The following is a 25,681-nucleotide window of genomic DNA, read 5'->3' on the forward strand; positions in this document are numbered from 1 at the left end:
ATTTTTTTATGGTCATGGATTCACACGCAGCCGTCCCTGCCGCGGGGCGCAAATTGGAATTGCCGCCGCGTTTGTCGGGCCGTCCGCTTGCGGGCGCGGCTCTGGAGGAGGAGGTTTTGCCCGCCGCGCCGGACGGGATGCTGCTGGGGCTGGCGCGCGCGGTGGAGACGGCGCGCATGAACCTGCATTTCGCCGGGGTGACGCCGGGTTTGCCTGTGAGCGCGAGTCCGGTGGCGCGCGAGCGTTTTTGCTGGGAAGTGGTGGCGATGAACAATCACAAGCAGGCTCGCGAACTGGCGCTGCCGCCGGTCGCCCGAAGGCTGTTGACGGATGTGTTTCTTGACTGTCTGGGCGCGACCGGCAGCTTGTCCTCGCTGTCGCGCGTCAGCCAAGCGCGGCTGAACGCGCTGACCGGGACCGACTTGGTGCGGGGGGTGGCGGTGCTGCGGCCGGATTTGCCGGAAGAATTAGCCCGGCGCGCTGCGGCGCTGGGCTTGGAATATCCCCGCAATCCTTTCGGTTTGCCGGAGGATTATGCCGGGCTGGCGCATCGTGATGCGGCGATGGTGCCGGAGGTGGCCGCGTTGCTGGCTGACGAGACCATGGCCGGCGAGCCCCGGGCGGATGGCCGGCGGCTGGTGGTGGACGCGTTGCGGATGCACCCGTGCACGCGCGAATGGATGATGGAGGCACTGGCTGTCCTGGGGCGGCATGCCAAGTCGGCCTTTGTGCCGGGCGGCCTCGCCTCCGCAGGATATTCAGTGCTGTTCACCGTGCTGCGCAAGCGCGAGGAGCTGTGGCGCGAGGCGGGGGCCGCCGTGGCCGCCGCGCGCAGGCATTCCGTGCATTATGGCGGACGGAAGGATCCGGATTTTTTTGCCGGGGACCGTCTGCCGTGGCGTCTGGTCGGCGCATTATATGCCCGGTGGACGGATGCCCGCCCGGATGAGGCGCATGATGCTTTTAAGGCCTATGCGCCTTACCGGGAGGTGTTTTATGCGGTGGAGCGCCGCAACTCGCACGTGGCGTCGCCGGAGGTTTTTTATCGCAATGTCGGCGTGCTGTTTTTGCGCATGCAGCGTCCGGTGAGGGAAGCCGGGCCGGATTTGTTCGAGGAATTGGTTTCTCCGGGTTTTGCGGCGGACTTTGAGACGCATCGGGAAAAATTGATGCATGTGGTGCTTCATTTGTCCCATGCCTGGGCTGGGCCGGCCGGGAAGGATGGGGCCTCCTTTGCCTTGTCGTCCTTGCTCATGGCCCGCACCGATGAGGAGCGTTTGACGGCGCTGGGCCGGGTTTTATCCACGCCGCCGTTGTCCTCCCAGTTGTTCGATCCCGGCCATCCTCTGTATTTGGGGGATGCGGTCTCGGCGGTTTCCAAGGCGTGGTTTTCCCCGGCACCGGAGGAAATCATCGTGGCGGACCCGGTGAAATTCACCCGGCGGGACGCGCGCGACCTGCGGCGTCTGTGCGGGGTGTTCCAAGTGTTCAGGGATTTGAAATTGAGCGTGCCCTATGGCATGGTGACTTGCCTGCGTGATTTTGCGGACTCGGCGGCGGGGGATGGACTGACGTTGCGGAACGCCTCGCTGCGCGCCTTTTTGCAGGCATGCCCCCCGCGCGGGGTGGAGGCGTATTCGCCGGTTTCCTTGCTGGCGAGGTATCTCCAGCCATATCTGGACGGGGATCGCTGGGGCGCGGACAGCGGATCGTCCGCAGAGAAAATGACCGTGGAGATGCGCCGGGTGCTGAAGCTGCTCATGTCAGGGTATTGGGTGGAAGTTTCTTCCACCGCTCCCGGCGTGGTTTCGGAATTTTACCAAGGGCTGGATGCTTGCGGCTCCTTGGCTGAATTATTGGATTATGCCTCCAATCCCGGGATTCTGGCCAGGGCCGGCTACGAGGGAAAGGGATCCCGTGAATTATTCAACCGGTTGCTGCAAAATTTTGACGGGGTGCCCCTCGGGGAGTCTGAGGCCGCGTTTGGCTACACGCCATCCGAGTGGGAGGACTTGGCCGCCTTGGTCAAGTCCCCGGCCGGATTGCTTTTTTTGCCCCGTTTCGCGGAACCTTCCCCGTTGCGGATCATCGAAGCCTGCGCCTCGTTTGAGCGCGGGGGACTGGTCTCGCCCGCGGATTGGCAGGAGCGTTTTGACCGGCTGGTCTGCCAAGTCCGGACGCATCCCTTGACGGTGTGCCTCGGCCCGGAGGATGCGGGCGGGGACGCCTCCGGCGTGCCGGTGGTGATAAATGCCGCCTTGCTGTCCGGCGGTGGCCTTGATGGCTGGCGGCGGGTGTGGGAGCATGCCCGTGATGCCAGGGCTTCGCCGGAAGCAGGTGCCTCGTTTCCGGAGCCTTCCGCCCCCGGGGATATCTTGCGAAAATCCTTGAAGATTTCCTGGCGCGAGCCGGTTGAGTGGCCGCGCGCGCTCAATGATTTGAATTGCTTCGAATGGGAATTGCGGCGACGCGCCGGCTTGGAGGATTTTTCGGAGGTCGCCCCTTTTTTGCGGCTGGTGGCTGTTTGCCACCCCAGGCATGCGAAATTTTTTGAATCCGGCGCGGCGCTGGCGGATTTGTTTAAGGATTCCGTCGTGCCCGCGGATGAGGCGCCGGGGGTGTTGCATAATTTGGAAAATGACATGCGGCGCGTGCTGGGAGCGTCTGCGGAGCGGGGTCTCCCCGTGCCGGAGGAAGTTTCCATGGTTGAACCGGTGGCGGCGGTCGTGCCGGAAGGGGCGCCCGTGGTTGATCCCGGGGAGGAGCCGGTTGTTCCCCGGGGAATGGAATAGGGGAATGTTTTTGCGGAATTTATTGGCCGCATACTCCGGACCACCTTTGGGTCGGGTTTCGACTCCCTCACCGCCTGGCACCCGACGACGGTGATGTCGCGTGCCCGGAAATCACCAAAACCGTGCCGACGCTGGAACAGTTTGATTTCTTGGTGTGCCGCAACTGCCATCCGCCGCAGTGCTGCGATCCGGCGCCGGGTTGACAATCCGGCGTGGATATACATTGTAAACCGCATGAGCGATTCTATCACGGTCAAGGTATTCAAGTCCGGCAACTCGCAGGCGGTGCGTCTGCCGAAGGACTTCCGTTTCAGCGGAAAAACGGCGCAATTGATCAAAACACCCAAGGGAGTTTTGTTGATTGATCCCCGGGTGCAGGCTCGCCGCCGCGCCGCGTTGCGCAAACTGTGGGGGTCGGCGCCCGATTTCCCGGAGGTGCGCTGACATGCCCTCCTATATGCTGGATAGCAACGTCCTCTCCCTTTTTATCCACGAAAAAGACCGGGCGTTGCGGGAAAAAGTGGAGGCCAACCTGACGAATTGCTTCATTTCCGCCCTTGTCCTGGCGGAATTGGAATACGGCGCGGCGAAACGCCCGGACGTGCCCCGGTATGCGGTACGGGTCGAGCTTGCACGGCAGATGTTTGAAGAGGCGATCATGCCCTTTGACGAGGACGCGGCGTGGCACACGGGTCGGGTTCGCGCCTCGCTGGAAAAGGCGGGGATGATGATCGGGCCGTATGACACCATGCTTGCCGGGCATGCACTTTCGCAGGGTGCGGTCATGGTGACGGACAACGTGGATGAGTTTCGCCGCGTGCCGGGACTGGTCGTGGAAAACTGGCGGACGCCGCGCAAGCAGCAGAAGTGACTTTGCGCCAAAGTTGCTTTTAATGACCGGCCAGTGCCTTCCCATATGATTGAAAATTGCATGCATGATGCTTGGCTGGAGACAATCAACACGGGATTGCTGAATGTCAGTAGTTGTTAAAATTGATGTCCATCACGGGCGCGGATTGGTAAGTTGCGGTTTCCTGCGGTTTATGGGGGATGCCGTGCGCCGGTTCGGGTTCCTGCGTCCGCGCGGACGGGATGAATCGCGGTAATTTGAGCGAGTCAATCGCGTTGTCCCCGGTTTCTTCTTTTTCCAAATCCTTTTGGAATTTATAAGCGAACTGGACACTGTCCAGACAGTGGGTGGCGTGGTGGCTGAACGCGGTGATGTTGTTTTGAAGCCCCGTGAGATTTTTCGCATCTTCTTGATCGGGCGCATGCGGGAGAATTTTGTTCTTCAGGAGGGCGGTTTCGATCTCGCTGATCTTTTTTAAGATGGTGGCCGCGGCTTTTCCGGTTATCCGGGCCAGGTCGATCTGCTGGTTTAGCTGGATGAGCGGCGTGGCGGGATTTTTTTGGTTATGGGTGGTCTCGGCGCAGATTTTTTGGAGCGTGTCCACCGCGGGCTGAAGGGTTTTCAGGTGCCGGGCGAAAAATATGCCCGCATTTTTTAGTTTTTCGAATTTGTTTAAAAATTGCTCCCCGGTGATTTTCCGGGTTTCGGCGTATTGCCGCTTGTTTTCGTCATTTTGTTTGGCGATGAGATTTTTTAATAAATCCTGGATTCGTTGAATCAGCAGAAAGGCGCGTTCCGTCAGGGTGATGGATTCATGTTTCAGGTAGTTGGCGGCATCGGTGGCATCGGTGAAAAAAAGAACCCGGAGGCTGTCGTCGTTCAGGACGGAGAAATCGGGCGGAGTTTCTTTTTTGCCAAGGGATGGCGGGTTGTCCGGCGGTTGCGTGGGATGCGATGTTGCGGAATCGGAGTCGGGTATGTTCGGGTTCACGCCTCACTATGGAGTTTGGGTGGCGGCAGCGGAAAAAACATCCCCGCCTTTTGGACAGGGATGTTCGAGGTGGGCAGTTGTTCCGGAGGCGCCACCGGAGGGTCAAATTCCGAAGTCGGCTTCGTCGCTGGATTTTTCGAACTCTGTCGCGGGGGCCGTGGTTTGGAGAGTCTGCACCTCTTTCTTGATCAGGTTATATTCCTTGACGGTTATCAAGTCTTCGGGATCTCCAGTGGGTGTTATCCACGGACCGCATTGACTGATGCGCTTGAAAAAATTTGTTTCGGCGGCGCATCGCTCGGCTTCTTTTGCGAGTTCTATTTTGATGTCTGAGGGGAGTCGGTCTTGGTCCGGAAATCTTTGTATTTCGAGGACTGAAATGCTGGTGTTTTTCATGAATTTCACCGGCGCCAAAGGCTTTAGTTCCAGAATATTCCAGTAACCTTTTGGATTGCGTTTCAGGATCAAGGAGCAGCGTTGTTCCGTTGCAAGGCTGCGTGCGGCGACATCTGCGGCTTTGTTGTCCCAATCATAGATGCCGCCATAGGGCGTATCCCCGCTGAAATACCGGGTGTCGAAGTAACGGTCGTCATGGGTGGCTGGCGTATCCATGACGATGTAAACTTTGTTCACTTTTTTCCCGGTGGAAGTGCTGGATGGGATTACCTGGACGGTTCCGGTGATGACAAGACTCATGATGGCCAAGGTATGGGTTTTTGGCGAAAGGTTGCGGCTAGTAAATATGCAATTTGTGCCGGTATCGGAGACGGTATTGTCTTGCTCTTGCTGAAAGGCGGACATTTCGTCCGGTGACGGAGTGAAGAAACCACGCACTTTTGTGCCGTGGCCTGGATTGAAGCGCACGACGGTCCATCCGCGGCTGACCATTGAGTAGCAGCAGAGGTCGACGAGCAGCTCCTGCGTGAGGAAGATCCTCTCGCCCGCGGCCAGGCCGAAGCACTCGGCGATGAGCGCTTGGCCGGCGGGATTCAGCATGCATGCCTGCCGCAGGCCGATGATTTTATTGGCGATGGTGATGCCGATGTCCGGGCCGGGTGCTTTGATGGGTGCCGCCACTGTTTCATGTTTGATTATTTCGCCAACCCATTCGTTGAGTTCCCGGCAGTAGGCAGTGATCGTATTGTCGCTGGCATTGAACAACGCACACGCTTGCGTGTGAAACCGCCCAGGTTTGAAGCGCAGGACGGTGGCGCCACGGTGAATCATCGCATGAATCCACAATTCGGGGAATGCGAACGGAGAAAGCATGACGCTGCGGATCGCCGGCTTGTTCCCGACATGTGAATTCCAGTTGGCATGCAGCGGCTCGCAGCCGAAGAAGTTTTTGACAAGGGCGACGCCGTCTTCGTTAAGGTCGCACAGGATGCGCATGCCGAAAGCGCAGCTCTCGGCGGTGAGATATTTGATTCCGAGGTCTTCGTCGAGACGGTCCGGGGACATGTAGAGTGTTTCGACTTCAATGTTGGGAGAGGATGTGGACATAATGTTGGAGAATGGATCTGGATGAGAACCGGCCAGTGTGGCCGGTGGGGATGATGCCTGAGCTCGCAACCCGGCCATGCTACCCCTCATTTCTTAGGAGGGCAGGGGACTGGGTTCGTCAAATTTCGCAGAGCTTTGTTTCTTCTGCGGTCAGGCCGTGGACCTGGATGCTTGCTTTTATGTTTCTTCGAGTGGCGTTGTATCGTTCTCTGCTGAAATGCGGTCTTTGGATACGAAGACCCAGGCTTGGACGTAAGCGCCGTCCTCGCCTTCGGAGATTGCGGCTCCTTCGTCGATTTTGATTTCTCCGTCCCGGGCGTACTGACTGTCGGCCTCGTCCTGATATTCGGCGATGCGATTGCGTGCGTCTTTCGAGGCGTCGGCCTGCGATGCTTCCCGTATCCGGGCGATCGCCTTGTCCGCGGCGTCCCGTTCGGGGTGTGATCGGAGCAGCGAATAAATTTGCCGGAGGTCGGCTGTTTCAAGGACGGCTTTGTGCGCGGGGCGGAAAGGCTGCTGGCCGGGACTTTGCGGGACCTCTTGGTTTTGCGGATCGATGGTGTTTGGTTTCATGATGTTTTGTTGTTTACGAGGATTATGAAAGCGGGCTCACAGTGATTTTGCCGCCGCGCAAAGGAGGTTTTCGACAAACTCTCGGCGGAGGGTGGAGCAGTTCACGGTGTCAAAGCTGACGCCGAAGAGCGGGGCCGCCCATTTAATCAGGTTGTTTTCCGCTTTGATTTGGTCGCGCGCGGCCACAAGCGCCGGGCAGGCTCCTTCCGCACCGCGCCAGCCGTGCGCGCGGTGTGCCGCGTCGCATTCCGCATAAAAGGCTGTGACAGCCTCGTTTTCGAGGCCGGCAAGATAGATGAGTTCCGGGTTGGTGATTTTTTCACCGGCAGTGTGGCCGGGCATGTCTTTTGCAACGCGGAAATCGTATTTCGCGAAAATCGGCATTATATAGGCGTCAACGCGTTCTTTTTCCGCTTTGGCAAAAGCCATGGCGATGAATAGCTGTACGGCCAGACGCGCTCCGGTGCCGGTGCGCATCTCTGCCTTGAACTGGTCAACAGTCATGTTTTCCGTTCCTCCGAGGTTGGGCAATGCGCCCGCCCCGGGGCTTAGCCGAGGTTGTTCACGCCGGTGTTTTTTATGCTGATTGCTCATGTTTTTTGTGGATTTGTTAATGGCGTCCCCATTTAGGGAGAGCGCCAAGGACCGCGCGTTGAACATCGAGGTCGAAGGCGCACCAATCCCGTTCCTCGCCTGTTTCCTCGCCGAACCCGAGGTTGTCATAGGAGTCGATGATGACGGAGTTGATGTTGCAGTGATAATCGCCGTCCTCGCCGACATAGGGAATGTTGCGTTTGAGCTCGATGCGTGCAATGTTGCGTCTGCGCATTTTGGCGTCGAGCAGGGCAAAGGCGCAGGCGAGCACGGTGGACGTCGTTTCCATCGCGGCGTCGATGATGGCCAGATGCTGTTTGAGCGTGGCGGGTGGCCTGGGGTTTTTATTGAGGAATTCAGCGAGATTGCACGCGGCCTTGAGGCGGCATGCGATCGGGATATTGTTGCCGAATCGGACGGTGTTTTCTTCGCCGCCGTCCTTGTGCTCTTTGTGGCGAACCACGAAGGTGGGATCGTGGTCGAATTCGTGCCGCACCACCCAGTTGGATCGTGTGTGGGTCCGGCTTTGTTGGGCTTGGTGTTTCTTTTTTTTTGAAAAGTCGCGGATTTTGCAGGCGTGTTTCCGGCGTGTTTTCTTTTGCATGATTTTTGGTTTATTACAGGTGGTGGATGGTTCCGCCGTCCTCAGCGGCGACGTGGATGGTGGGCTTCACTTGGCAATCGAGCGGGAGGAGTTTTTCGGAGAGGCGGGTGAATTTTATTCCATGCCGTGTGCGGAAATTTTCCGCATCTTTGCCGGGAGCCTCGGGGATGTGCTTGAAAATATATTTTTTGAATTTTTCCGACGGCGGGTTTTCCACATAAGGCCCCATGTCCTCGGACAAGGATTTGCAGCCGAATTGCCCGTTTGCGGTGTCGATGAGATCGACGGCGAGGAATGTTGTGTCCTGCCCGAACCGTTCGTGGCCGGCGGGGTATTCCAGCCTGATGATGGCATACCAGGTGCGGCTGTGCCATTCGGAGGCGAGCAGTCGTGCCTTGATGCCGCCGGTATATTCGACGGCTTCTTGTTCGTGTTGCTTGCGCAGGTCGTCGATCGATCGTCTGTGGATGTTGCGGTTGTATAGCCAGCCCATGGTATTGGTTCAGGATTGTGGTTTGTGAATGATGCCGAGGTTTTTTAAGTGAGTCCGATCGGGGGTTTGGGGAGTTGACGCTGATTCGACCTTGTTTGGGTTGCCCGTGTCTGGTTTGGCGGGTGTTCTCCGCAGATTCTGCGGTAATGCGCGCATATGCCGGTGGTCGCGGAGCGTTCAGCCTCGCCGGGCGACTCCAGCGCGCGTCTGCCGGGTATTCCATAGCTGACAAAGGCATATCCCCGCTGCATCCAGTGGCGGATGAATTTCAAAATTTCAGCGATGGAACCGATGTGCGGCTCGGCCATGCTTGCATAGGCGTCATGATTTTTGGCATAAAGCTCGATGGCGATATGCCGTTGCTTCCTGTGGAGATGCTGTATTTTCATTTTTTTTGAAAAATTTGTCGGACCAATTATCGCTTGGGGTTGGGTTCGTTTGTCTGGCCCAAGCGGAAGCTTGGGATGTGTTTTTTATCCCGCGTTTTTGCGGAAAGGGCCGGTGCTCGAATGTTTTCCGCAGGGCTTGGCTTCGGCTCGCATTATCCGAACTTAAAATCATCGAAGGGTGGCAGTTTTTGCTTGCCGATGAGGTAGCCCAAGCGGTTGACCCAGTGCCTGCCTCGCGCAATCCAGATCGCGCCGTCGCAGTCGAGGAGGGTGGCGATCCGCTTCGGGTCTTTTTTCGCGATGCGTTCCACGGTTTTGTATTCCGGGCCGAAGGTCTCGAACATGTGCCCGTCGAAAGCGGCGTTTTTGTCCAGATGGTTTTTGCGAAATAATTTCATGGACAGGAGTCCCCGCCTGATTTGGGAGGGGAGGCGGTTTTTATTTTGTCCGCGCCCGGCATGTGGCGGATTTTTTGCCGTCGACCGTCCGGATTGTGTTGGCGGCGTGGGGACCGGTTTCGATTTGGAATCTTTGGTATTTTTGTTACTCATGGGATTTTGGGCCTTTGGGCCGCGACGGATTTGATGGAACGCCGCCGGTTTCAGGAACAGTTGTGAGCGATTGCATCAATGGCGGTTTCGACGGCTTCCTTCATTTCATTTGTGTCCATGGGAAAGCCGGCACCGGCCATGGCCAGCAGCAGGCTTTCGAACCCGTCGATGGCCGCATTGTATTTTACGTCCTCTGTCGTGCGTGTTTCGACCTTCAGGTTCGACATGATGACGCCAGGTGCGATTTTGATATATTGGTTTCCCGGAAGAGTGAAGGTGTGCGCGATGCGAGTGATGGCAAAAGTCATGATTGCAGGGATGGCGCGGAGCTGGTTTGGCGCTGGATGGATTGTTTCCGTTTTTGGGCATTAATTTCGCGAAAAGCGGATTTATTCGCAAAATCCCGATGAGCAGGTGATGGGCTCTTTGGCCGAATTATTCAGGTAGCCGCCTTGCGCGCGCTTGCCGGTCATGGACCAGCGCACGATGTCGTCAATGGTGGCGACTTTGATGGCAGTGCCGTCCGGCAGGGTGTAGGGTTTGCTGCGGAATCGCTCCGGGATGGTGCTGGCGGCGAAAAATGACGAATAGCGTCCGTAGTCTTGCTCGAATTTATTTTCCGCATTGCGGATTTCCGTGATGCGTTCCGGGAATTTGAGCGCAATGGTGCGGATTTCGGTTTTGCGCGACATAATGCAGGGCCAGCAGCCGACCCGGTGGGCGCCGATGGCGTAAAGCGGGTTGAGCGGGATGTTGTGGCGCGCGTGAATCGCCTTCACGTCGTCCAAGGTCCATCTTAACAGGGGCCTCCATTGGGGGCAGTTCAAAGTTTTGGACCATGACCATTCCGGCAGGCCGGCGCGTTCCGGGGACTCGTCGGCCCGGACGCCGGAAACGGAAATCGGGTCCAAGCCCCAATAGCGCAGGCGCTGGATGCACTGCTGCGAGGGGTATATTTTGAGGCATTGGGTGCAGAAACGCGCCTTGACGGAAGGGAACCTGCGCTTGTACAGGGCCAGTGCGAAGAAGTCTCGCTCCGGGCGGAGGGTTTCGATTTCTACACCGGTGAGTCCGGCCAGTTTTTTGATATGCCCGTAGGTCCACGTGTGTTCGTTGCCCGTGTCCGCGAAAGTCGCCTTGATCCGGGCGCGTGCCACGCCGCTTTCATAAATCATCCAGAGCAGCGTCGCCGCCGAGTCTTTTCCTCCGGAAATCCCCACGACGAACACCGTGTTTTTTTTGATGACCGGCGCTTTCATGGCCTCGATGTCCAATGAAATTTCCAGATTTGTGTGTTTGGCCGTATTCATGAAGCGTTTGGCCGGATGAAGAGCCACGCCGCGCAAATTGGCGCCTGCATGCCGGATTGTTTCAGGGAAGGAAAACGCTGTGCACTTAAAAATCCCTGTTTTGGCAGGGAAAGGGGGACGACTTGGTTGCGCATGAGATTTGGAAAAAGATAAAAACCGATGCCAGATACCGATGAAAATCCGGATAAAAAAACGCCGCCAGCGGGATGCGCGGCGGCGGTTGAAGGGATGATTTGTATTTGCCGGGGGGCAGGGAGGGTTTTGCGGGCAAAGCTATTCCACCGACTTGTCCCCGATACCGGCGGTTTGCGGATGGCGCCGATGGCGGAGATGGATCACCCCGGATTCCCGGGGTTTGGTTTCAGGTTTCGTGTTTGCCGGGCACGCAGGTCCAGTCATCATTTTTGCAGGATGCGTCGAACCGGGCGCCGGTTTGGTTGTCGAGAATCTCAAGTTTGCATTCCGTGGTGTTTTTATTCCGGTCGAAATGGATTTGTTTGAGTTCCCAGCTGTACTGACATGCCCTGTAGTTTCCCAGAGCGGTGATGTATGTCGGCAGGTTTTCTTTCAAAAGGCACAGGAGGATGTCCTCCAGTTTTTTGGGGAGGAAGAAGCCTGTGGCGATTTCATAACAGTCCTGGAAATCCAGGGCGAATTTATCATCGTAGTAGCCGGTTTCGTTGTCATAGTCCTCGTCGCAATAGAAGCTTTTGGCCGCGGCTTCGAGAAAGCTTTTGCAGGCTGTCTCCGGGGCGTTGTTTTTGAGTTCCAGCCAGGCGGGGTTGGCGATAAAATCTCTGGACAGGTGATCCTGCGGACAGTCTGGGTTGTGGGTGATGAAGATGGCGGGGCTTTTAACCAGCCAGATTTTGGTTGAGTAGGGATTGCGGATACCGAATGGGGCGACAAGGATGCGGTGATTGCCCTGTCCGCGGGGCATTTGCAGGAGTTCCTGCGGTGTTTCGATGACAATTTCCGGGAGGCATACCGGGATTTTCGGATGTCCATCAATGGCGGCATAGTGGGCGGCCTCGCAGTTTTCGAATTGCACGCCGCAGCGGAGGGTTCCCTCGGAGGCGAGCATTTGCATAATCAACAGGATCTGGCGATCACAGACCTCCAGGGTTTCGTTCGCTTCCAGTTTGTCCGGTTTCGGGATCTCCAGTGTGACGGGATTGTCGATGTCATTGTGATTGAGCACCGGGGTCACAAAGTCCAGCGGTCCGTGCCGGAGTACCCTGTCCGTATAATCTTTGATGGAGGGCAGGTTTTTATACCCCAGGTTTTTGAGCTGCTCAGCCAGTCCATTTTTGGTGATGCGATGACCTTGGGGTATGAAAAATTATTGGTGAAGTCATCATCCAGATCAGAGGTTTGGTCGAGCACCTCGTAGGGCAGGGTTTGTTCGGAGACGGCTTTTACCCATGCGACGGCTTTTTTGTGGAATGGCAGCACGATTTCATTGAGGAAGCGTGTCGCCTCGGCGTTTATGATGAGGCTTTCGCGATCGGGTTTTTTCAGCTCCAGGTTATAACCGATGTCTCCGTGGATGGAAACCTGGATGCCGAGGTTGTTTTGACCGTGATATATGCCGCGTGCCAGATCGTTCCAGTATACGGACATTCCGAAGTAATGAAAATTGGGGTGGAGGTGCCGGTCCGTCGAGGTTTCCGCCACCCAGATGTCGAAGCCTTTGCGTCTTTCGATGGGACGGAGGAAGGGAGCCTTGAAGTTGTTAAGGCGGGCAGGGCTGTTTGGGCTCTGGTCCGGGTCGAGATCGAGTTGGGTGATATTGACGGTTTCGATGGTGTGGTCGGCGTTGATGCAAGCCCAGGGGGCTTTGCGCATGGTTCCCTGGTAAGAGGCTGAGAGGTTTCCTTCGTGGTCGATTATTCGGAAATCCAGCACGAGTTCCTGGTCGGGTTGGTTTTTGGGGTGCAGGAACGAGCCGGTTTCCATGGTGAGCAGGGATTGTTTTCTGAAAGAGGGGGATATAGTGAAGAATCTCCCGGAAATTTCATCGGCGATGTCGAGGGTGGTGTTCAGGGTGATGCTGAATCCCTGGATGAGGTTGCCGTCTTTGATAATGGAAATGGGCGTGGATTTTTTGATTGTTTCCGGGGTGACATGGATGGCCCAGCCTTTGGACTGGATGGTGGCGGGGAACCGGGTCAAGGCGGCGAGCAGGCCCATGCCGGCGGGATGCTGCTGGGTTTGGACGTCCTGGTTCCAGCCGGTGGTGGAAATCCCCAGCAGGGGCATCCAGGCTTCCGGATCGTTTTTGAGTCCGCAGCCATTGTCGACGATGGAAATTTGATCAGGGGTTTGGGTGACGGCGATATGGGTGGCGCCGGCGCGGACGGCGTTTTGGAACAATTCCTTCAGCCATCCGTCATGGCTGAAAAAGACGGCAATATCCTCGGTGAGTTTTTCTTGGTTGACGGACACCTTGATGGTGCCGGCGATGTTATTTTGTGTATTCATGGATTGAAAAAGAACGGGCTTGTTCGGAGTGGCTTGGTGTCAGGAAAAAGTGGAGCCGGGACGGGCGGGACGCTGCCACGCCCGCGCTCCGGTTTTGTCCGCGGGCTTTGGTTAGACGCCGGCGAGTTGTTTGGCTGCTTGGAAAGCCTGGACTTTGAAGGCGGCGCCAGCGCCGGTGGTGGTATCGAGGAAACGGCGCTCCGCCTTGCCTTCCGTGTTGCGATAGTTGTAATGATGATCCTGCCAGTCGGTGACACCGTTGAGGAAGTCGAAGGCGGTTTTTCCCTCGTTGCCATTGCCGTGCCGGAATAATTCAAGCATTTTATCAACAGTGTTTTTTTGCTTGCCGGTGAGGGTTTCCTTTTTTGGGTCGCCGACCAGTCGCTGGTATCCGGCGCGGGCGTTGTCGACGGACACCGGCGCAACGGCCAGTGCCTCATAGATGGCGAAGGTGGAATTCGTCATTCGGTTGGCCCAGCCGAGGGTGTGGATGGCGGCGGAAAGCCGCTGGGTGACGCCCTTGACATGGGTGACGAAAAGCTGGCTTGATGCGGTTTCGGCCGTGCGCAGGGTGTTGGCGCAAACCACGCGGGTATCCGTGAGGGTGCCCCGGATGCCGCGCGCGCCGTCGTGCCCGTTGGACAGCAGCAGGTAGGTGTGATGGCCGCTGTTCGCGAATTGGCGTTCTCCGATTTTTACCAATGCCCACACGGTGCGCCCGCCTTGCAGGCTGCCGGCGGTTTCGATGACGGGTTTGAATTCAGTGTCGTCCAATTGGGCCAGGGCCTCGGCGATTTCGAGAAGCTGTTCGTTTTGCAACGGCTCCCAGTCCTTGCGGACAATGCCCAATACGTCGCGTGTATCTTCGCGGCGGTTGAGCTGGTGGGTTTTGATTTGGCGCATGTCCCCGTCAAAGACGGGTTCCTGTATCACGTTCCAGTTGAGCCGGGCGGCGATCAACGCCTCGAAGAAGGTGAGGTTGCCGGGGAGCACGGTTCCCAGTCCGTGCCAGGGGGTTTTGTTGGAGCCCGATACCATGTGATCGGTGGATGTCATTTGATGTGCCATAGGTTTTGGTGGATTATATTTGGTTTGCGGTTGGTGGTGAAAAACAAAAGCCCCCGGAAATTTTCCGGGGGCTTTTGTTTTAAAGGATTTGTCTGCCGGGTGGCGGTTTAGGATGGTGGTTTTAAATGAAAGTAGAGAAATGGCTGCCGGTTTGATTGGAGCCGGATTCCGTCCGTCAGTTTTGTCTCAAGGCAGGCCTTGATAGTTTCGGCATGGCAGCGTTTTGGCGCGCACCAGCAGTGGAGCCTGAGGTTTCCGTGTTTTTGGGCCGCGGCCAGCAAGCGGTTCATGTCATTGTGAAATCGCGGCGTCTTTCGGGGGAGGGATCACCGTGAATTTTTCAAGGAAGGTGCCGAGTCCATGTTTGCCGATGAATTTCCACCAGTCTTCATAATTCCATTCATCTCCGAATTCCTTGATTAGTTTGGTTTGCTCAATGGAGTATTCCAGAAAATTTCCGGACACCGGTATCATCGGTTGGTGATCTTGCGTGAGTGCGATGGGAGTGACGGTTTTGGGATGGTGGCATTTTGCCAGCATGGTGTCCTCGTCAACATGGAAGTAGATGAAACCGATTACGGCCCGGAGGTCGTCGAGGTCGGTGGTGACCAGCTGGAACGATCCGTCTATGTAGTGACTGGCTTGGGATTCGGGCAGGGGGTGACTGTCCGGATTGAAGTTTTCGACCGCCTCTTCCAGGGAGTCGGCTTCAACGGTCACGGTTGCGTACATTTCCCAGCTTACGGGAAGGGTGAATTTTTTCTTTTCCATGATTTTTATCGGATGTGATTTGTGTTGTTTTTTGGGAGGGATAATTCCGGGCTGGTCTCAAAAAAACGGGCCGCGCAGGCATCCCGTTCTTTTGTCATCGCAGGTCATATATTGTGACGGGGATTCCGCGGCTGGAAAGTCCCCTCGTGATGAGTAGTTCGATACGTTCCCAAGTGCCACCTGCAAGTCCGCAGCCGATGCGCGGCATATGGACGGAGGCGGATTGCCGGGTGGCTTGGTCGGCGATTTTCGTCAAACCGGCGGCGACGGCCTCGTAGCGGATGGGTGCGGGAGTCGTGGCGGCTTCATCGGGATAGCGGATACCGTGCTGCCCGATGATATTGGCGACGGTGATGGTGTTACTGACGGGAATAAACTGGACATCGCCCAGCGCGGGCCGGGAGGGGCCGGCGAATGGCCGGCGGTAGGCAATCGATGGGGCGGTCCAGCGGCGGTTGATGGCGAGGACAAAGCCGCGGCCCCAGCGGCCAAGGTCGTTGCAGACATGCGCGATGATTTTGCGGCCGTCTCCAGAAGGTGCCGTGGCGTCGCCGATGACGTAGGTGATGGTGGAGATGGGAGAGGTCGCTTGCATAGGGTGAGTTTTTCACAGTTTTGGGGCGCCCGGCATCCAAAGGATGCCGGGCGCCGGTTTTGTTTTGCCTGGGGGATCGGGGATTGCGAAACCCCCTTGTTTGTTATCATGGACGATGCCGGTTCAGTCCGCATCCGGTGTTTTGGGAGGCCGGTTTCTGTTGGTTCAATTTGGCGGACAGGATTTTTTTGTCGGGATGCACCGGGAATTCGTAATTCATGCTGTCCATGCGGTCACTGTTCAAAGTGGCGTGGATATTCCCGCCCATGAGAAAATGACAGTCTTGCTTCACGGCTTTTTCTGCCTCTGTTTTGCTGGCGGCTTTAATAAAAAAGTTCCCCTCAAAGATGAATTGTGTTCTTACGATATATGTTTTCATAGATGTGCACTGGTTCTTGTAACCGACGTTCCCGTGTTTTTTGGTTTCTCTTCATTGAGCCCTGTTTTCCCCGGTACGCTTGGGAATTTTGCTTGATTTGTTCCAAGCCCCCCGGACATCCGGCGTTGCGGCGTGCCCTGGGGCCGGAGTGCCATTATGGAGGATGCCGTTATTTTGGCCGGGTCAGGCCGCGTCCGGTGTTTTTTGGAGGCCCAGTTCGTGGAAAAGCCAGTGGAAATTGTGGCTTTTGAGCCATTCGTCCCTGTCGTTTGCCTTGCCTTGGAGGCCGGCCAGGCATTCCCGGATTTTTTTTCGTGTATAATGTTGTTTGATCGTCATGCCGGTTTTCTGGCAGAACAGCCGGGTGCCTTGTTTGCAGACTGTGTGGTTTTCCACGATTTTTCCGTTCCGCAAAACATTCAGGATGTTGTAATATGCAGTTTCTTTTTCAGGAGGCACGGTAATGGCAAAAATATCGTCATCGCGCCGGGCGGCGATTTTGGCGGCCTTGAGGGCCGCAGCCTCGGCTTGCTGGCGCAGGTATTCGAGGTGTTTTTTTATGGTTGCCGTGTTGCATCGGCGGGTTTCCCGCATGGCCTCCGCGAGCCATTCGCGGGAAACATAGGGGGCGATGCCAAAGTCGGCCGCGAGGAGTTTTAGTTTAAGGGCTTCCCATTTGAGTTGCGGGGAGATTTTTGCCCAGCACCGCTGGAGCGCGGCGAGTTTGACGCTTTTTCCCCGGCCGATTTTGAGCAGATGGAGCAATCGCGTGCCATTGTTGCGGCCGTTTATGTCCGTTGGGCCGCCGGTGTGGATGAGTTGGTAACCTCCAAACGTGCTTTTGGCACAGGCCCGGCGGGCAATGCCGGTTTCCACTTCCTGGAGGCATTTGAGCACTTTTTTGCATTGTCCCCGGGTTTTCTTGGGACGCAGGGTGCAGAGATAATAAATCGCGTCCTGAAAGATGTCGCGGATGCGATCCTCAAAGTTTTCATCCGCTCTCCGGGTGTATGTAATTCTGTTACAGTTGGCGAGAAATTCGATCCCTTCGTCATAGTGGCCGCCGCCGCATGGTCTGCAATTGAAGGTGTCTTTTTCCAGACGCCGGGCGATTTCCAGACGTTGCCATGGTTTGAGTGTGGCAAAGAAGAGCTTCAATTCCGTGGCTGGAAATTCGTCAGGGATGGCTGCGCCTTGCCAGCAGCAATTGGTTTCCGACCAATAAAAGCCATCGTCAAGATTTGTGCCGCTGTCTGGCGATGTTTGCGCATAGCCGGTGATTTGATTGTAAATCAGATTGCCTTCCGTATCCTCGTCCCATTCGGTGATGCCATATTTGCCGATTCGCATCGGGGGCGGGATGGCGGTGCGCTTGATGCCTGCGTTTGCAAGGGCCTGTTCTCGGAATTTTCCGGAAAGCTCAGTCAATTTTACCGGCGGCAGTTTTTTTTCGAATTCATAGGCGTCGGTTCCAAATCGGAGTTGGAATTCCTCGCGTTTGGGATCGGGGAGGTGCCCCAGTATCCGCAGGTTGAATCCAGGGCGGATATAAAGGTTGCGGCGTTTTTTTCCTTTGCATGGCTTTTGGTCATGGTAGAATGCCCAGCCGTCGAGCACGAGTGTGTCTTTTTTGTTTTGAGATTCTTTGTTGTATTGGATATCGATGAGCACGCTGTTTGCGCTTTCCTGTTCGAGAGAAAACACGTCTTTTGATGTTCCCACGGTGTGGAGATGTCTGCCGTCGGGGGAATAGACGGCCCAATTGATGCGTCCGTAGCCGGGAAGAATTTTCATGATGGAGGATCTGGTTGTTTAGGAAGAGAGGTTAACGGCGCTCCATGATTACCGGGGGTGTTTTTTTCTGGCGGATTTTGCGGATTTCGCCCGCTTCCTTGGCGTAGTATTGGCACGCCTTGTCGTGGATTTTGAAGAAATCCAAATTGAGGATGTCGCAAAGGAGCCGCAAATCGACCAGCGCGTCGGTGATGGTTTGTTCGGCATGGGTGCCCCCTTCTTCGTAGGCGGCGACCAGTCCCCGTTTGATAACGCAGGCGCGGGCGAGTGCGGGGTTTTCAGTGTAGAGCCGGTCGGGAATGTCCCCCAGTTTGTACAGCGGAATGCCGGCATAAGCCTTGTCTCCGATTGTGGGACGTTTGGGTTTTGAAACGGAGGATCTTTTCTGTTTGTTTTTAACCGTGATGATTTTGGTTTTCATGGGTTTGCAGTGTTCGGATACGATTTTGTTTTGGTGGAAGAAAGGGCCGGCTGGCGGTTCAAGGTGAAGCAGGGCGCTTTTTAGTGAACGCCGGGCCTTTGCCTCGGTTGTTTTTCGTCTGGCGCAGTTTGCGGGCTTCGGACGCCTCCCCGGCGTGGTGCTTGAGGGCGGCGAGGTTGATTTCGAAGAAGTTCAGGCCGATGATATCGCAGAGGTGCCGCAAATCGACCAATGCGGTGATGAGGGTCCGGCGGATGGGCGCGTCTTCGTTTTGATAGGCGGCGTCCAGGCCTTTCTTGATGATTGCGGCACAGGCCAGCAGGGGATGGTCGGTATGGATGTTTATGGGGATGGTTTTCAGGTCATACCTGGGAATCCGGGCGTAGGCTTTGTTTATGGCCTCGTCAAAGTTCCCGAGGCGTTTTTGCCGTGTTCCGGGGATTTTTTTGTCCGGAGAAAAATCCTTGCTTATATAACGCGTGATCATTGTTTTTCAAAAAAATCCCCTTCCCGGAGATTTCCTGGAAGGGGGGAGGCCGCAAAGCTGGTTTGTCGGGTTCTTGTTGGGTGTGGTTTATGAAAAACCCCGTCCTTGCGGGACGGGGTGCGAACTGGTTGCTGAAGTGGGTGTGTGTCGTTCTAGCACCCGATGACAGTGACGTCGCCGTCGGTTTGCCATTGGATGCGTTGGTCCCAGGGGAGTTGAAGCGCCTTGGAGCGGCGGTCGAAGATGATCAGGTAGGCCGGGATCGCGGAACCCATCTTGTCGCGGTAGGCGCGGACTTGCCCCAGACCTTCCTCGCGGATGATTTCCGGCGTGTCGTGGTCGCGGATGATTTTTATTTCGATAATGTTTGATTGCTTTTCGTATTCCACGAGCAGGTCAAGGCGTCCGCGCCCGGCGGCGTATTCGCGCTCGATGCGCCCGCCGCCGTTGGTGACGCGTTGCAAAAACGCCATCAGCAGCAGGTGCGGAAACGCCTCGGTGTAGTTCGAAGTTTGCTCCCAGATTTCGGAATTGCGCCGCCAGAATTTCTGGAACTCGCGCAGCAGCGAGTCCATGTCGAGGGAGCCGTCGGGCTTTTGCCAGCGAAAGGTGGGTTCTGTTATCGCGAGCTGGGGGCCATAGGTCATGTGCCGGGCCAAGACTTCGCGGTAAAGGGGGGTGGAGACTTGCGGTGTTCCCCGTTCGATGGAGACGAGTCCCAGATCAAGGCAAAGCCGGAAACCCTCGGTTTCCGCCAAAAGAGGATCGGCGGCGCCCGTGATCAGACTTTCCATGACGCGGCGCACGCGGGGGTCCTGCATGCGGTAGGCGAGGGCATCGAGGTGGGTCTCGCGCGCCAGCACCATTTGCTCGCGCGCCGCGGCGACGTGGGCGAGCGTGACGGACTCCGTGCTGGTGGTGTCGAGCACGCGCATCGTGGCGCGCATGAAAAGCGAGTTGACGATCCACGGCTGACCGCGCGACTGGTCATAAACATAGTCGAGCGCCTCCGGCGTGATTTGCTGGCCGGTCTCCGCCGTGCGCTGGGCGAAGAGGCGGGCGATGTCGGCTTGGGAGAAATTGCCGATGACGGCGGAGTCCTGCTTGATGTTGAAGGGCGAGCCGGGATTGGGCGCGACGCCGCCTTTGCTGGCGGTGATGTAGTCCTTCAAATCGCGCATCCCAACGAGGGCGATGGAGGTCGGAAATTTGCCCACGCCACGCGTAGCATAGCCGTCCCGCAGCTGGCGCAGAAAACTGATGAGCGTGGCGTCCTGAAGGACATCTACCTCATCAAAGAGCACAATCAGCGGTTTGGGCGCGACGAGTTCCGCCCAGTTACCGAGGATGTTGTTGAGCAGGCTTTCGTTGTCGGCGGTCGTCAATAGTGGCACCGGCAGTTCCAGGCGTTTTGCCGTGTCTTGAATGGCTGTGCAGATCGCCGGCATGGCACGGCTGGTCTCGGAAATTCCCTGGCAACGCTCGACGCTGACGTAGCACGCGATGGCCTCGGCACCGGCGTTGATCTCGCACATCCAACTTTGGAGGAAGGTGGTTTTGCCGGTCTTACGCGGGGCGTGGAGTGACCAGTAGAGCTTGTCGGAGATGTAGCGGTGCAGTTGCGCGCCGATGAGCCGCTCGGCGGGCGGGAGCATGTAGTGTTCATCGGGATTGCAGGGGCCAGCGGTGTTAAAAAAGCGGATGGGACGTTTTGGCATGATGACGAGTGAACGGGGGTGCTGGAAGAGGGTCAAGGTGGACAATTGGGTTTTTGCGTCCTGCCGTGAATCAGGTTTTTCTCGAACCATTAAGCAATCTGGCGATTCCGATAAGGAGCAGGCTCATGAGGAGGATGGGCGAGGTCGAGCCCCCGCCCCCGCCTCCTCCGCTGTTATTGGTGGGCGGGGAGGGCGGGGAGGCGTAGGGTTGGAGGAAGCCATATTCATCGGCCTTATATTGGACGCCATTATGGGTGATGATGGTACCCGGCGGGTATTTGGTGCGGGCGTCGTCCGGGTTGAACCAGGAGCCGGAGTAGTGGTAGGCGGGCGAGGTGACGGAGCCGAAGGTGTTTGAGATGATGACGTACACGTCTTTCCCGTCGTTTTCGATCGGGGCGTGATCGGGGATGGCGCCGTTGAGGGCGACGGGCATCAAGGTGGTGCCGGAGAGCACCTCGGACACATCATAAAAACGATATTCGCCGTTGTTGTCATAGGAACTGGCGGCCAGGTGGAGATTGGAGATTTCCAGGGAGGTTTTGGTACGGAAGGGAGCTGATTCCCCGGCTTTGAACCATTCGAATTTCAGATTCCGGCCTGATGCGGCAACATTGATAAGCGGGATGAGGACGGTGGCATTTTTGTTGCCGAACGGAGGATCGTTTATGGCTGTGATGGTGCTGGTGAAGGCGAATTTTACACCGAGGATCCGGGGTCTGCCGGCGTCCTCGGAACGCCGTGGAATTTTGAGGCCGGCGATTTGTTCCTTGAGAAACCGTGTGGCGTCGGCGGCGTGGATTTCCCCGGGCTGGCCGGGGCGTCTGGAGTCGTTGGGACCGTAACGCCCCATGCGGAATCCGGGCCAGCCGGGGTCGGCGATTTCGGGCCAGGCGCTGAGGCACCACTCGCCGGCGTCGGCGAGGAAGTTGGGCGGGCCTTGCCAGTATAATTCTGGATTGGAGTAGATGGGAAGTCCGGGCCCCATGATGGTGCTGGCCCAGGCAGCCTCGTATGCGCTCATGTCCAGGGTTAACCAGCCGTCAGGTGTGTCAGGCCGCAAGGTGCCGTCGTCTTTAAGACGCGTGCTATATCCGAAATTATATTTTTCCGGATCGGTGTTGGTGGGCAGGGAGGGCGTATGATCCACGCGGAAATAAGCGAATCTGCTATGCCTGAGTCCGAGGGTATGGCCCAATTCGTGGGGAAGGACGTCGTATAGTTGGTTATAGAGTCCAAATTTGCTTCTTGGGTATTTTCGAATTTCCGCATCGTTTTGCACGGCGTATGCGCCATAGCCTATATTGCTGATGAAAGTCATGCTGCCTCCGCCGAATTCCTCCAGTTTTTGATGGATGAATCCGGGGGCGATTTGCAGGGCGACATCCTCGATCCCGTGGGTTCCTTGGGCCAGGTAATCGGTTTCCGGAAGGGCGGCGACACCGGCATACTTCCATCGGAACAGAGATTCCGGGATGCCGGAGTTTTCCAGCATTAGGTTGGCATGGGTGATCATGTCGATGAGGACGGTTTTAAGTTTCTCCTCGGTGAAGGGAAAGGTTACGGGTGGACCATCGGGACGGACATAATAAGTTTCTTGCAGGATTTCCGGTGTATAAAAGAACACTTGGTTGATGGTCGGGACGTCCGGGGTGCCGCCAGCTTCCAGTTTTGGAAGGACCGCGGCAGCGAGGAACGAGAAGACGATCAGGAGGATTTCGGGGAGAATGGCGGATAACTTCATGGGGGGACGGTAGTTTGGTTCGTGGGATAATGCTAATTAATATATAAACAGCGGATCGGCGGGACTCAAGGGAATTATAATCCGGCGGGGCAATCCAACGGACTGCCTCCGCCGGATTTTAAGAGAGGCCGGACCGAATTGAATGGGACTGTAAAAAAACCGGAAGCCTTAGGCATCCGGTTTTTGGGGATCTTTTGGATAGAGAAAGGATTAGTCCTTATGCTGGAGCATCCAGACCTTGATGCCTTCGGGTTTGAAGGGTGGTTTGCCGTTTATTCCATGGAAGAGGATGCGGAGGTTGGCCGGGACGGGCTGGTTTCTGTCATTGTGTTCCTGGTTCAGGGAAAATTCCAGTGTGCCGGTGAACACGGACGGGGTCAGTTGAGGGATATGGGTTTCCAATGCGGGTTCATCGTGCCAAGTGTGGTCGTCTGACTGGAGATCCGGGCGGAGGTTGAATTCCGCCAGGATGGCCCCGGCGCCTTGGGCGAGGAATTCGGGCACGGGAGTTTTCCCAGTGATGTTGATTTTGAGTTGGGAGCCCGGCCAGTTGATATTTTGAATAAAGTAGGCGTTGGTCGCGGTCGAGCTGGATTCGAACGGAATATCGATCCATTGGGGGACAAGAGGCCCGGAAGGCCGGGAGAACACCATTTCCTTGGAGGTGGAAGCCGAGGCTGGGGCGAGGCCCGGGGTTTGTTTGGTCAGCGTGGCCGTAACATTGGCCTTGAATGCTTGGTTGGGCACGTAGAGGCCGTAGATTTGGATGTTTTCAGTTTTTAGTGGCTCAGGATTATTTTTGTCGAAAACTTGAACATGGAATGTATACGTACCCGGTGCTTCCGGGAGGGTATAGGTTATGATATTGATGCCGTAGTTGCCTTCGCCTTTGATGCCGGTTTTATTGGTGCCGATGATAGTGTGTTGTTGTTTATCAGTTTTACCATCAGGTTTGGTGACAAATAATTTGAATTCCTTGAGTGTGAAGTCTTCTTCGACATTTGGGTCAAAGGTTTCGATTTGGAAGGTGACGTCATGGTTCCCGTCGAAGGCGCCGGAGTATTTTTCGGCGGCGGAGGGCGGCGGTGTGGTGTAGGTGTTCAGGTTACCGTTGGTACGGGTGGCGGAGAGGAGTTCGGGCGGATAGTTTTGTTCTGATTTTTTATCTTTCCTAATATTGAGTTGGAAGGAATTTCCTCCTGTGCGGCTGGTGGCATATTGGGCGAAGCCGGTTTTTGGGAAGGCGCGGAGTTCCACGGTGTAGTTCCAGGTGGATTCTTCGTCCATGGGAGTGGGAATGAAGGCTTCTTTGGTGAAGTCGAACCAGTCGATGATGACGGTGCTGGCGGCGGGCTGATTGGTGCCGGAGCCTGCCTTAAAGATAAGGCGTGCCTCGTAGTCGAATTTTTCCGTGTCGCCGCCGGAGAAGGCGACGGCGGGATCGGCGGACAGGTTGATGGCGGTGGAGGTTGCGTCGTGGCTGACGGATTTTGCGATGGGGTCGCCGGTGGTGAATTCCTTTGTTTCCCAAGGCAGGATGGTGATGGGTTTGGAGATGAAGGATTCGACGTAGGGATCGTTGTGGTCCTTGGAGCCGGTATGGAGCATGATTTTGAGGTCCCATGCCTGGATGTGGAGTTTTTCGCCGATCCAGGCTTGCTGGATGGGGACGTGCCAGACGTGAATGAGGGTGCTGCCGTTGTTACCGTCGCCCCAGCTGCCGGAGGCGCGTTGGATGCCTTTTGACCAAAAAATATCGCGCTTGGTGGCGTTGGAGCTGAGGGAGACCTCCAGGCCTTTTTTGAGCAAGGCGACGCCGTTGAGACCGGCGAGCAGCGTGTTTGCATTGTTGTCGATGTCTTGGACGAGGTGTTGGTAGCCGTCGTTGCCCAGTTTGAAGGATGCCTCGTCGTTGGCTTGGTGTATCGGGGCGGGGTCTATGTAATCCCAGCTATATTGATTGTAGGGGTCGAATAGGTATTCGAGGCTGTTGGACACCAGAGGAGTGATGCTATTATAGTGGGTGGTGCTATTATGGGAGTTTCCGTAGGATGAGCTTGTGACCGAGGTGGCGGTGAGGATGTCGTAGCCGTCTCCGTTGGAATTGGTGTGATGGCTTTGGATGAATTCCTCCAGCAGCAGTTTTGAGAGCAAGGTGTTCAGGTCGGGCAGGTGGGCGGGGATTTTCTGACGGTCTTTGTCGACGGGCAGCCAGTCGAACAAGGTTTTGGCGGAGGTGAGTCTGGCGGTGTAGTTGACGGGGACGGGGGTGTTCCCGGTGTAGGGCCTTTCCGTGGCGAGGCGCAGGCTCAGATCGTCCTGGGTGAGGAGTTTTATGTTGGCGGAGAACAGGGACAGCGCGGTGTTTTTCGCGGCCTCGTAGGCCGTGGTGCTTTCCGGCGGGGCGTATGCGGTATTGTCGAGGAGATGGTGCGAGTTGTTTTCGTAATGGAGGCTGCCTGTGAGAGTGACCAGGTTATTGAAGGCCGCGGCCTCGGCGGTTTCGTCGACGGGTTTCCAGCCGGCGATGACGGCGGCGCCTGTTTGGTTTATCCAGCCGGAGATGCGGCGTTTGTATTGTTCATTGGTTTCGCTGGCGAGCCGGTTGAATGTTTGGGTGAAGATGCCGGTGGTGGTGTTTGCGGATTCGAACAGGAGGAATTCACGATTGTATTGCAGGTTCAGGCTCTTGTAATACCAACTTTCCGTATAAGAGTAATTGTAGTAATCGTAGTCGGATTCGTAGTAGTTGCCTTCCATGAAGGTTTCGTTGATGGACTGGGTTTTGGGGTTGAGGCTCCAGTGTTTGTCGTAGGAACTGATGGTGGCGGCGACATTGTCGATGCCGGGTTCCTCATACCATTGGGAGAGGATGAGGTCGGAGCCCAGGTAGTAGTGGCGATCGGAGCCGCCGCCGCTGGAAAAGCCGCGCTCGTAGGTGATGACGAGGGTGTCGCCTTGCTGGGTGAGGGATATTTTGTCGTCCGGCGCGGGGATGGTGCCCTGGGGGTAACGGATGCCGGAGTCGCCGTAGTCTTGGGTGTTGGGCGCCTTGGGCGTGCTGTTGTTCCACGTGTATCCGGCGATGGAGCGGGTGTTTGGATATCCGATGACAAAGTAGGCATAGGAATTTTTTTGCCGGTAATCATCCCATGTCATGCTGGTGTTGACCCAATTTACGTATTTCCAGTTGGCATAGTCGCCTGTGGGGATGCCGTCGACCTCGGCAAACGGCGTGGTATTGTTGGCATTGTCGACGACGGTTTGGATGAGGTCGGCCAGATTGAACGCATTTGCATTGGGGCCGGGGAGAAAGACGGTGAGGCCGAGGGTCAGGAATGCGAAGCCGGCCGTCTCCCGGAGGATTGTTTTCAGGCGGAAGACCGGCTTTTTGAAAAAAGCCGTGTGGAGGCGACTAAAAATACCCCGGAGGGGGAACTTTGCTGGCTGGAAAAATCCCGGGTTCCTGTCTTTTTGGGTTTGGGCCTCGCATCTGTTTTGAGCGGATGTGAGGGAATTGATGTTGTGGGACGTTGCCCCGTGGTGGCGGATGGAAATCTTTGAGTCCAT

26 protein-coding genes are annotated in these 25,681 nt (G+C 56.4%); 3 read left to right on the forward strand and 23 right to left on the reverse strand.

The genetic code is table 11. The features are described from left to right. Positions 1-14: 14 nt before the first annotated feature. The 3 genes from OH491_RS24225 to OH491_RS24235 all read left to right on the forward strand — a co-directional run bounded on the left by OH491_RS24225 (position 15) and on the right by OH491_RS24235 (position 3,663). On the forward strand, positions 15-2,792 hold the full coding sequence (locus OH491_RS24225) for a hypothetical protein (RefSeq protein ID WP_145928528.1): 2,778 nt from the start codon (positions 15-17) through the stop codon (positions 2,790-2,792). A 234-nt stretch (positions 2,793-3,026) separates the two neighbouring features. Next, positions 3,027-3,236: an antitoxin gene (locus OH491_RS24230; protein WP_068768647.1), complete on the forward strand. Its 210-nt coding sequence runs from the start codon at positions 3,027-3,029 to the stop codon at positions 3,234-3,236. Position 3,237: 1 nt separating this feature from the next. Beyond that, positions 3,238-3,663, forward strand: coding sequence for a type II toxin-antitoxin system VapC family toxin (locus OH491_RS24235; RefSeq protein ID WP_068768646.1), 426 nt, complete (start codon positions 3,238-3,240; stop codon positions 3,661-3,663). A 106-nt stretch (positions 3,664-3,769) separates the two neighbouring features. Here OH491_RS24235 and OH491_RS24240 read toward each other — a convergent pair whose 3' ends face one another. The 23 genes from OH491_RS24240 to OH491_RS24345 form a co-directional block, all read right to left on the reverse strand. Then, complete coding sequence (locus OH491_RS24240) at positions 3,770-4,633, reverse strand: hypothetical protein (RefSeq protein WP_068768645.1); 864 nt, start codon at positions 4,631-4,633, stop codon at positions 3,770-3,772. 102 nt (positions 4,634-4,735) lie between these two features. Further along, positions 4,736-6,136, reverse strand: coding sequence for a hypothetical protein (locus tag OH491_RS24245; RefSeq protein WP_342750740.1), 1,401 nt, complete (start codon positions 6,134-6,136; stop codon positions 4,736-4,738). A gap of 177 nt (positions 6,137-6,313) precedes the next feature. Continuing rightward, positions 6,314-6,709, reverse strand: a complete 396-nt coding sequence (locus OH491_RS24250; RefSeq protein ID WP_068768642.1) for a hypothetical protein — start codon at positions 6,707-6,709, stop codon at positions 6,314-6,316. 36 nt (positions 6,710-6,745) lie between these two features. Further along, entirely contained in the window at positions 6,746-7,303 is a 558-nt protein-coding gene (locus OH491_RS24255) for a hypothetical protein (protein WP_145928526.1), read from the reverse strand. A 16-nt stretch (positions 7,304-7,319) separates the two neighbouring features. Continuing rightward, positions 7,320-7,907 (reverse strand): hypothetical protein, encoded by a 588-nt coding sequence (locus OH491_RS24260; RefSeq protein WP_068768640.1) that lies wholly within the window; start codon positions 7,905-7,907, stop codon positions 7,320-7,322. Between the two features lie 13 nt (positions 7,908-7,920). Then, positions 7,921-8,400, reverse strand: coding sequence for a hypothetical protein (locus OH491_RS24265; protein ID WP_068768639.1), 480 nt, complete (start codon positions 8,398-8,400; stop codon positions 7,921-7,923). A gap of 44 nt (positions 8,401-8,444) precedes the next feature. Next, a complete protein-coding gene (locus OH491_RS24270) occupies positions 8,445-8,789 on the reverse strand; it encodes a hypothetical protein (protein ID WP_068768638.1) in 345 nt (114 codons plus the stop codon). A gap of 152 nt (positions 8,790-8,941) precedes the next feature. Continuing rightward, positions 8,942-9,187 carry a hypothetical protein gene (locus tag OH491_RS24275; protein WP_145928524.1) on the reverse strand — a complete coding sequence of 82 codons (246 nt, stop codon included), beginning with the start codon at positions 9,185-9,187 and terminating at the stop codon, positions 8,942-8,944. A 203-nt stretch (positions 9,188-9,390) separates the two neighbouring features. Further along, positions 9,391-9,648: a hypothetical protein gene (locus OH491_RS24280; RefSeq protein WP_068768636.1), complete on the reverse strand. Its 258-nt coding sequence runs from the start codon at positions 9,646-9,648 to the stop codon at positions 9,391-9,393. A gap of 81 nt (positions 9,649-9,729) precedes the next feature. Next, the gene (locus OH491_RS24285; protein ID WP_145928523.1) at positions 9,730-10,650 is read right to left on the reverse strand and encodes a phosphoadenosine phosphosulfate reductase family protein; all 921 of its coding nucleotides are present in this window, start codon (positions 10,648-10,650) and stop codon (positions 9,730-9,732) included. 361 nt (positions 10,651-11,011) lie between these two features. Beyond that, positions 11,012-11,860, reverse strand: a complete 849-nt coding sequence (locus tag OH491_RS24290; RefSeq protein ID WP_145928522.1) for a hypothetical protein — start codon at positions 11,858-11,860, stop codon at positions 11,012-11,014. Continuing rightward, positions 11,857-13,134: an ATP-binding protein gene (locus OH491_RS24295; RefSeq protein ID WP_068768632.1), complete on the reverse strand. Its 1,278-nt coding sequence runs from the start codon at positions 13,132-13,134 to the stop codon at positions 11,857-11,859. Before OH491_RS24295 ends, OH491_RS24290 begins: the two co-directional genes overlap by 4 nt. Before the next feature lie 111 nt (positions 13,135-13,245). Then, positions 13,246-14,190, reverse strand: coding sequence for a DUF932 domain-containing protein (locus tag OH491_RS24300; RefSeq protein WP_068768631.1), 945 nt, complete (start codon positions 14,188-14,190; stop codon positions 13,246-13,248). 119 nt (positions 14,191-14,309) lie between these two features. Then, a complete protein-coding gene (locus OH491_RS28320; RefSeq protein WP_068768630.1) occupies positions 14,310-14,492 on the reverse strand; it encodes a DUF4326 domain-containing protein in 183 nt (60 codons plus the stop codon). Position 14,493: 1 nt separating this feature from the next. Then, a complete protein-coding gene (locus OH491_RS24305; protein ID WP_068768629.1) occupies positions 14,494-14,973 on the reverse strand; it encodes a hypothetical protein in 480 nt (159 codons plus the stop codon). A gap of 94 nt (positions 14,974-15,067) precedes the next feature. Continuing rightward, on the reverse strand, positions 15,068-15,568 hold the full coding sequence (locus OH491_RS24310) for an Appr-1-p processing protein (RefSeq protein ID WP_334318997.1): 501 nt from the start codon (positions 15,566-15,568) through the stop codon (positions 15,068-15,070). A gap of 106 nt (positions 15,569-15,674) precedes the next feature. Continuing rightward, complete coding sequence (locus tag OH491_RS24315; protein ID WP_068768628.1) at positions 15,675-15,947, reverse strand: hypothetical protein; 273 nt, start codon at positions 15,945-15,947, stop codon at positions 15,675-15,677. A gap of 183 nt (positions 15,948-16,130) precedes the next feature. After that, entirely contained in the window at positions 16,131-17,741 is a 1,611-nt protein-coding gene (locus OH491_RS24320) for a hypothetical protein (RefSeq protein ID WP_068768627.1), read from the reverse strand. A gap of 31 nt (positions 17,742-17,772) precedes the next feature. After that, positions 17,773-18,162: a hypothetical protein gene (locus tag OH491_RS24325; protein WP_068768626.1), complete on the reverse strand. Its 390-nt coding sequence runs from the start codon at positions 18,160-18,162 to the stop codon at positions 17,773-17,775. Positions 18,163-18,220: 58 nt separating this feature from the next. Then, positions 18,221-18,649: a hypothetical protein gene (locus OH491_RS24330; RefSeq protein ID WP_068768625.1), complete on the reverse strand. Its 429-nt coding sequence runs from the start codon at positions 18,647-18,649 to the stop codon at positions 18,221-18,223. A gap of 152 nt (positions 18,650-18,801) precedes the next feature. Next, positions 18,802-20,367, reverse strand: a complete 1,566-nt coding sequence (locus OH491_RS24335) for a PD-(D/E)XK nuclease domain-containing protein (RefSeq protein ID WP_068769742.1) — start codon at positions 20,365-20,367, stop codon at positions 18,802-18,804. A gap of 70 nt (positions 20,368-20,437) precedes the next feature. Next, positions 20,438-22,111 carry a hypothetical protein gene (locus OH491_RS24340; RefSeq protein WP_068768624.1) on the reverse strand — a complete coding sequence of 558 codons (1,674 nt, stop codon included), beginning with the start codon at positions 22,109-22,111 and terminating at the stop codon, positions 20,438-20,440. Positions 22,112-22,321: 210 nt separating this feature from the next. Beyond that, the gene (locus OH491_RS24345) at positions 22,322-25,681 is read right to left on the reverse strand and encodes a hypothetical protein (protein ID WP_068768623.1); all 3,360 of its coding nucleotides are present in this window, start codon (positions 25,679-25,681) and stop codon (positions 22,322-22,324) included.

It is taken from the genome of Termitidicoccus mucosus, from assembly GCF_038725785.1.
Taxonomy (GTDB): Bacteria; Verrucomicrobiota; Verrucomicrobiia; order Opitutales; family Opitutaceae; genus Termitidicoccus; species Termitidicoccus mucosus.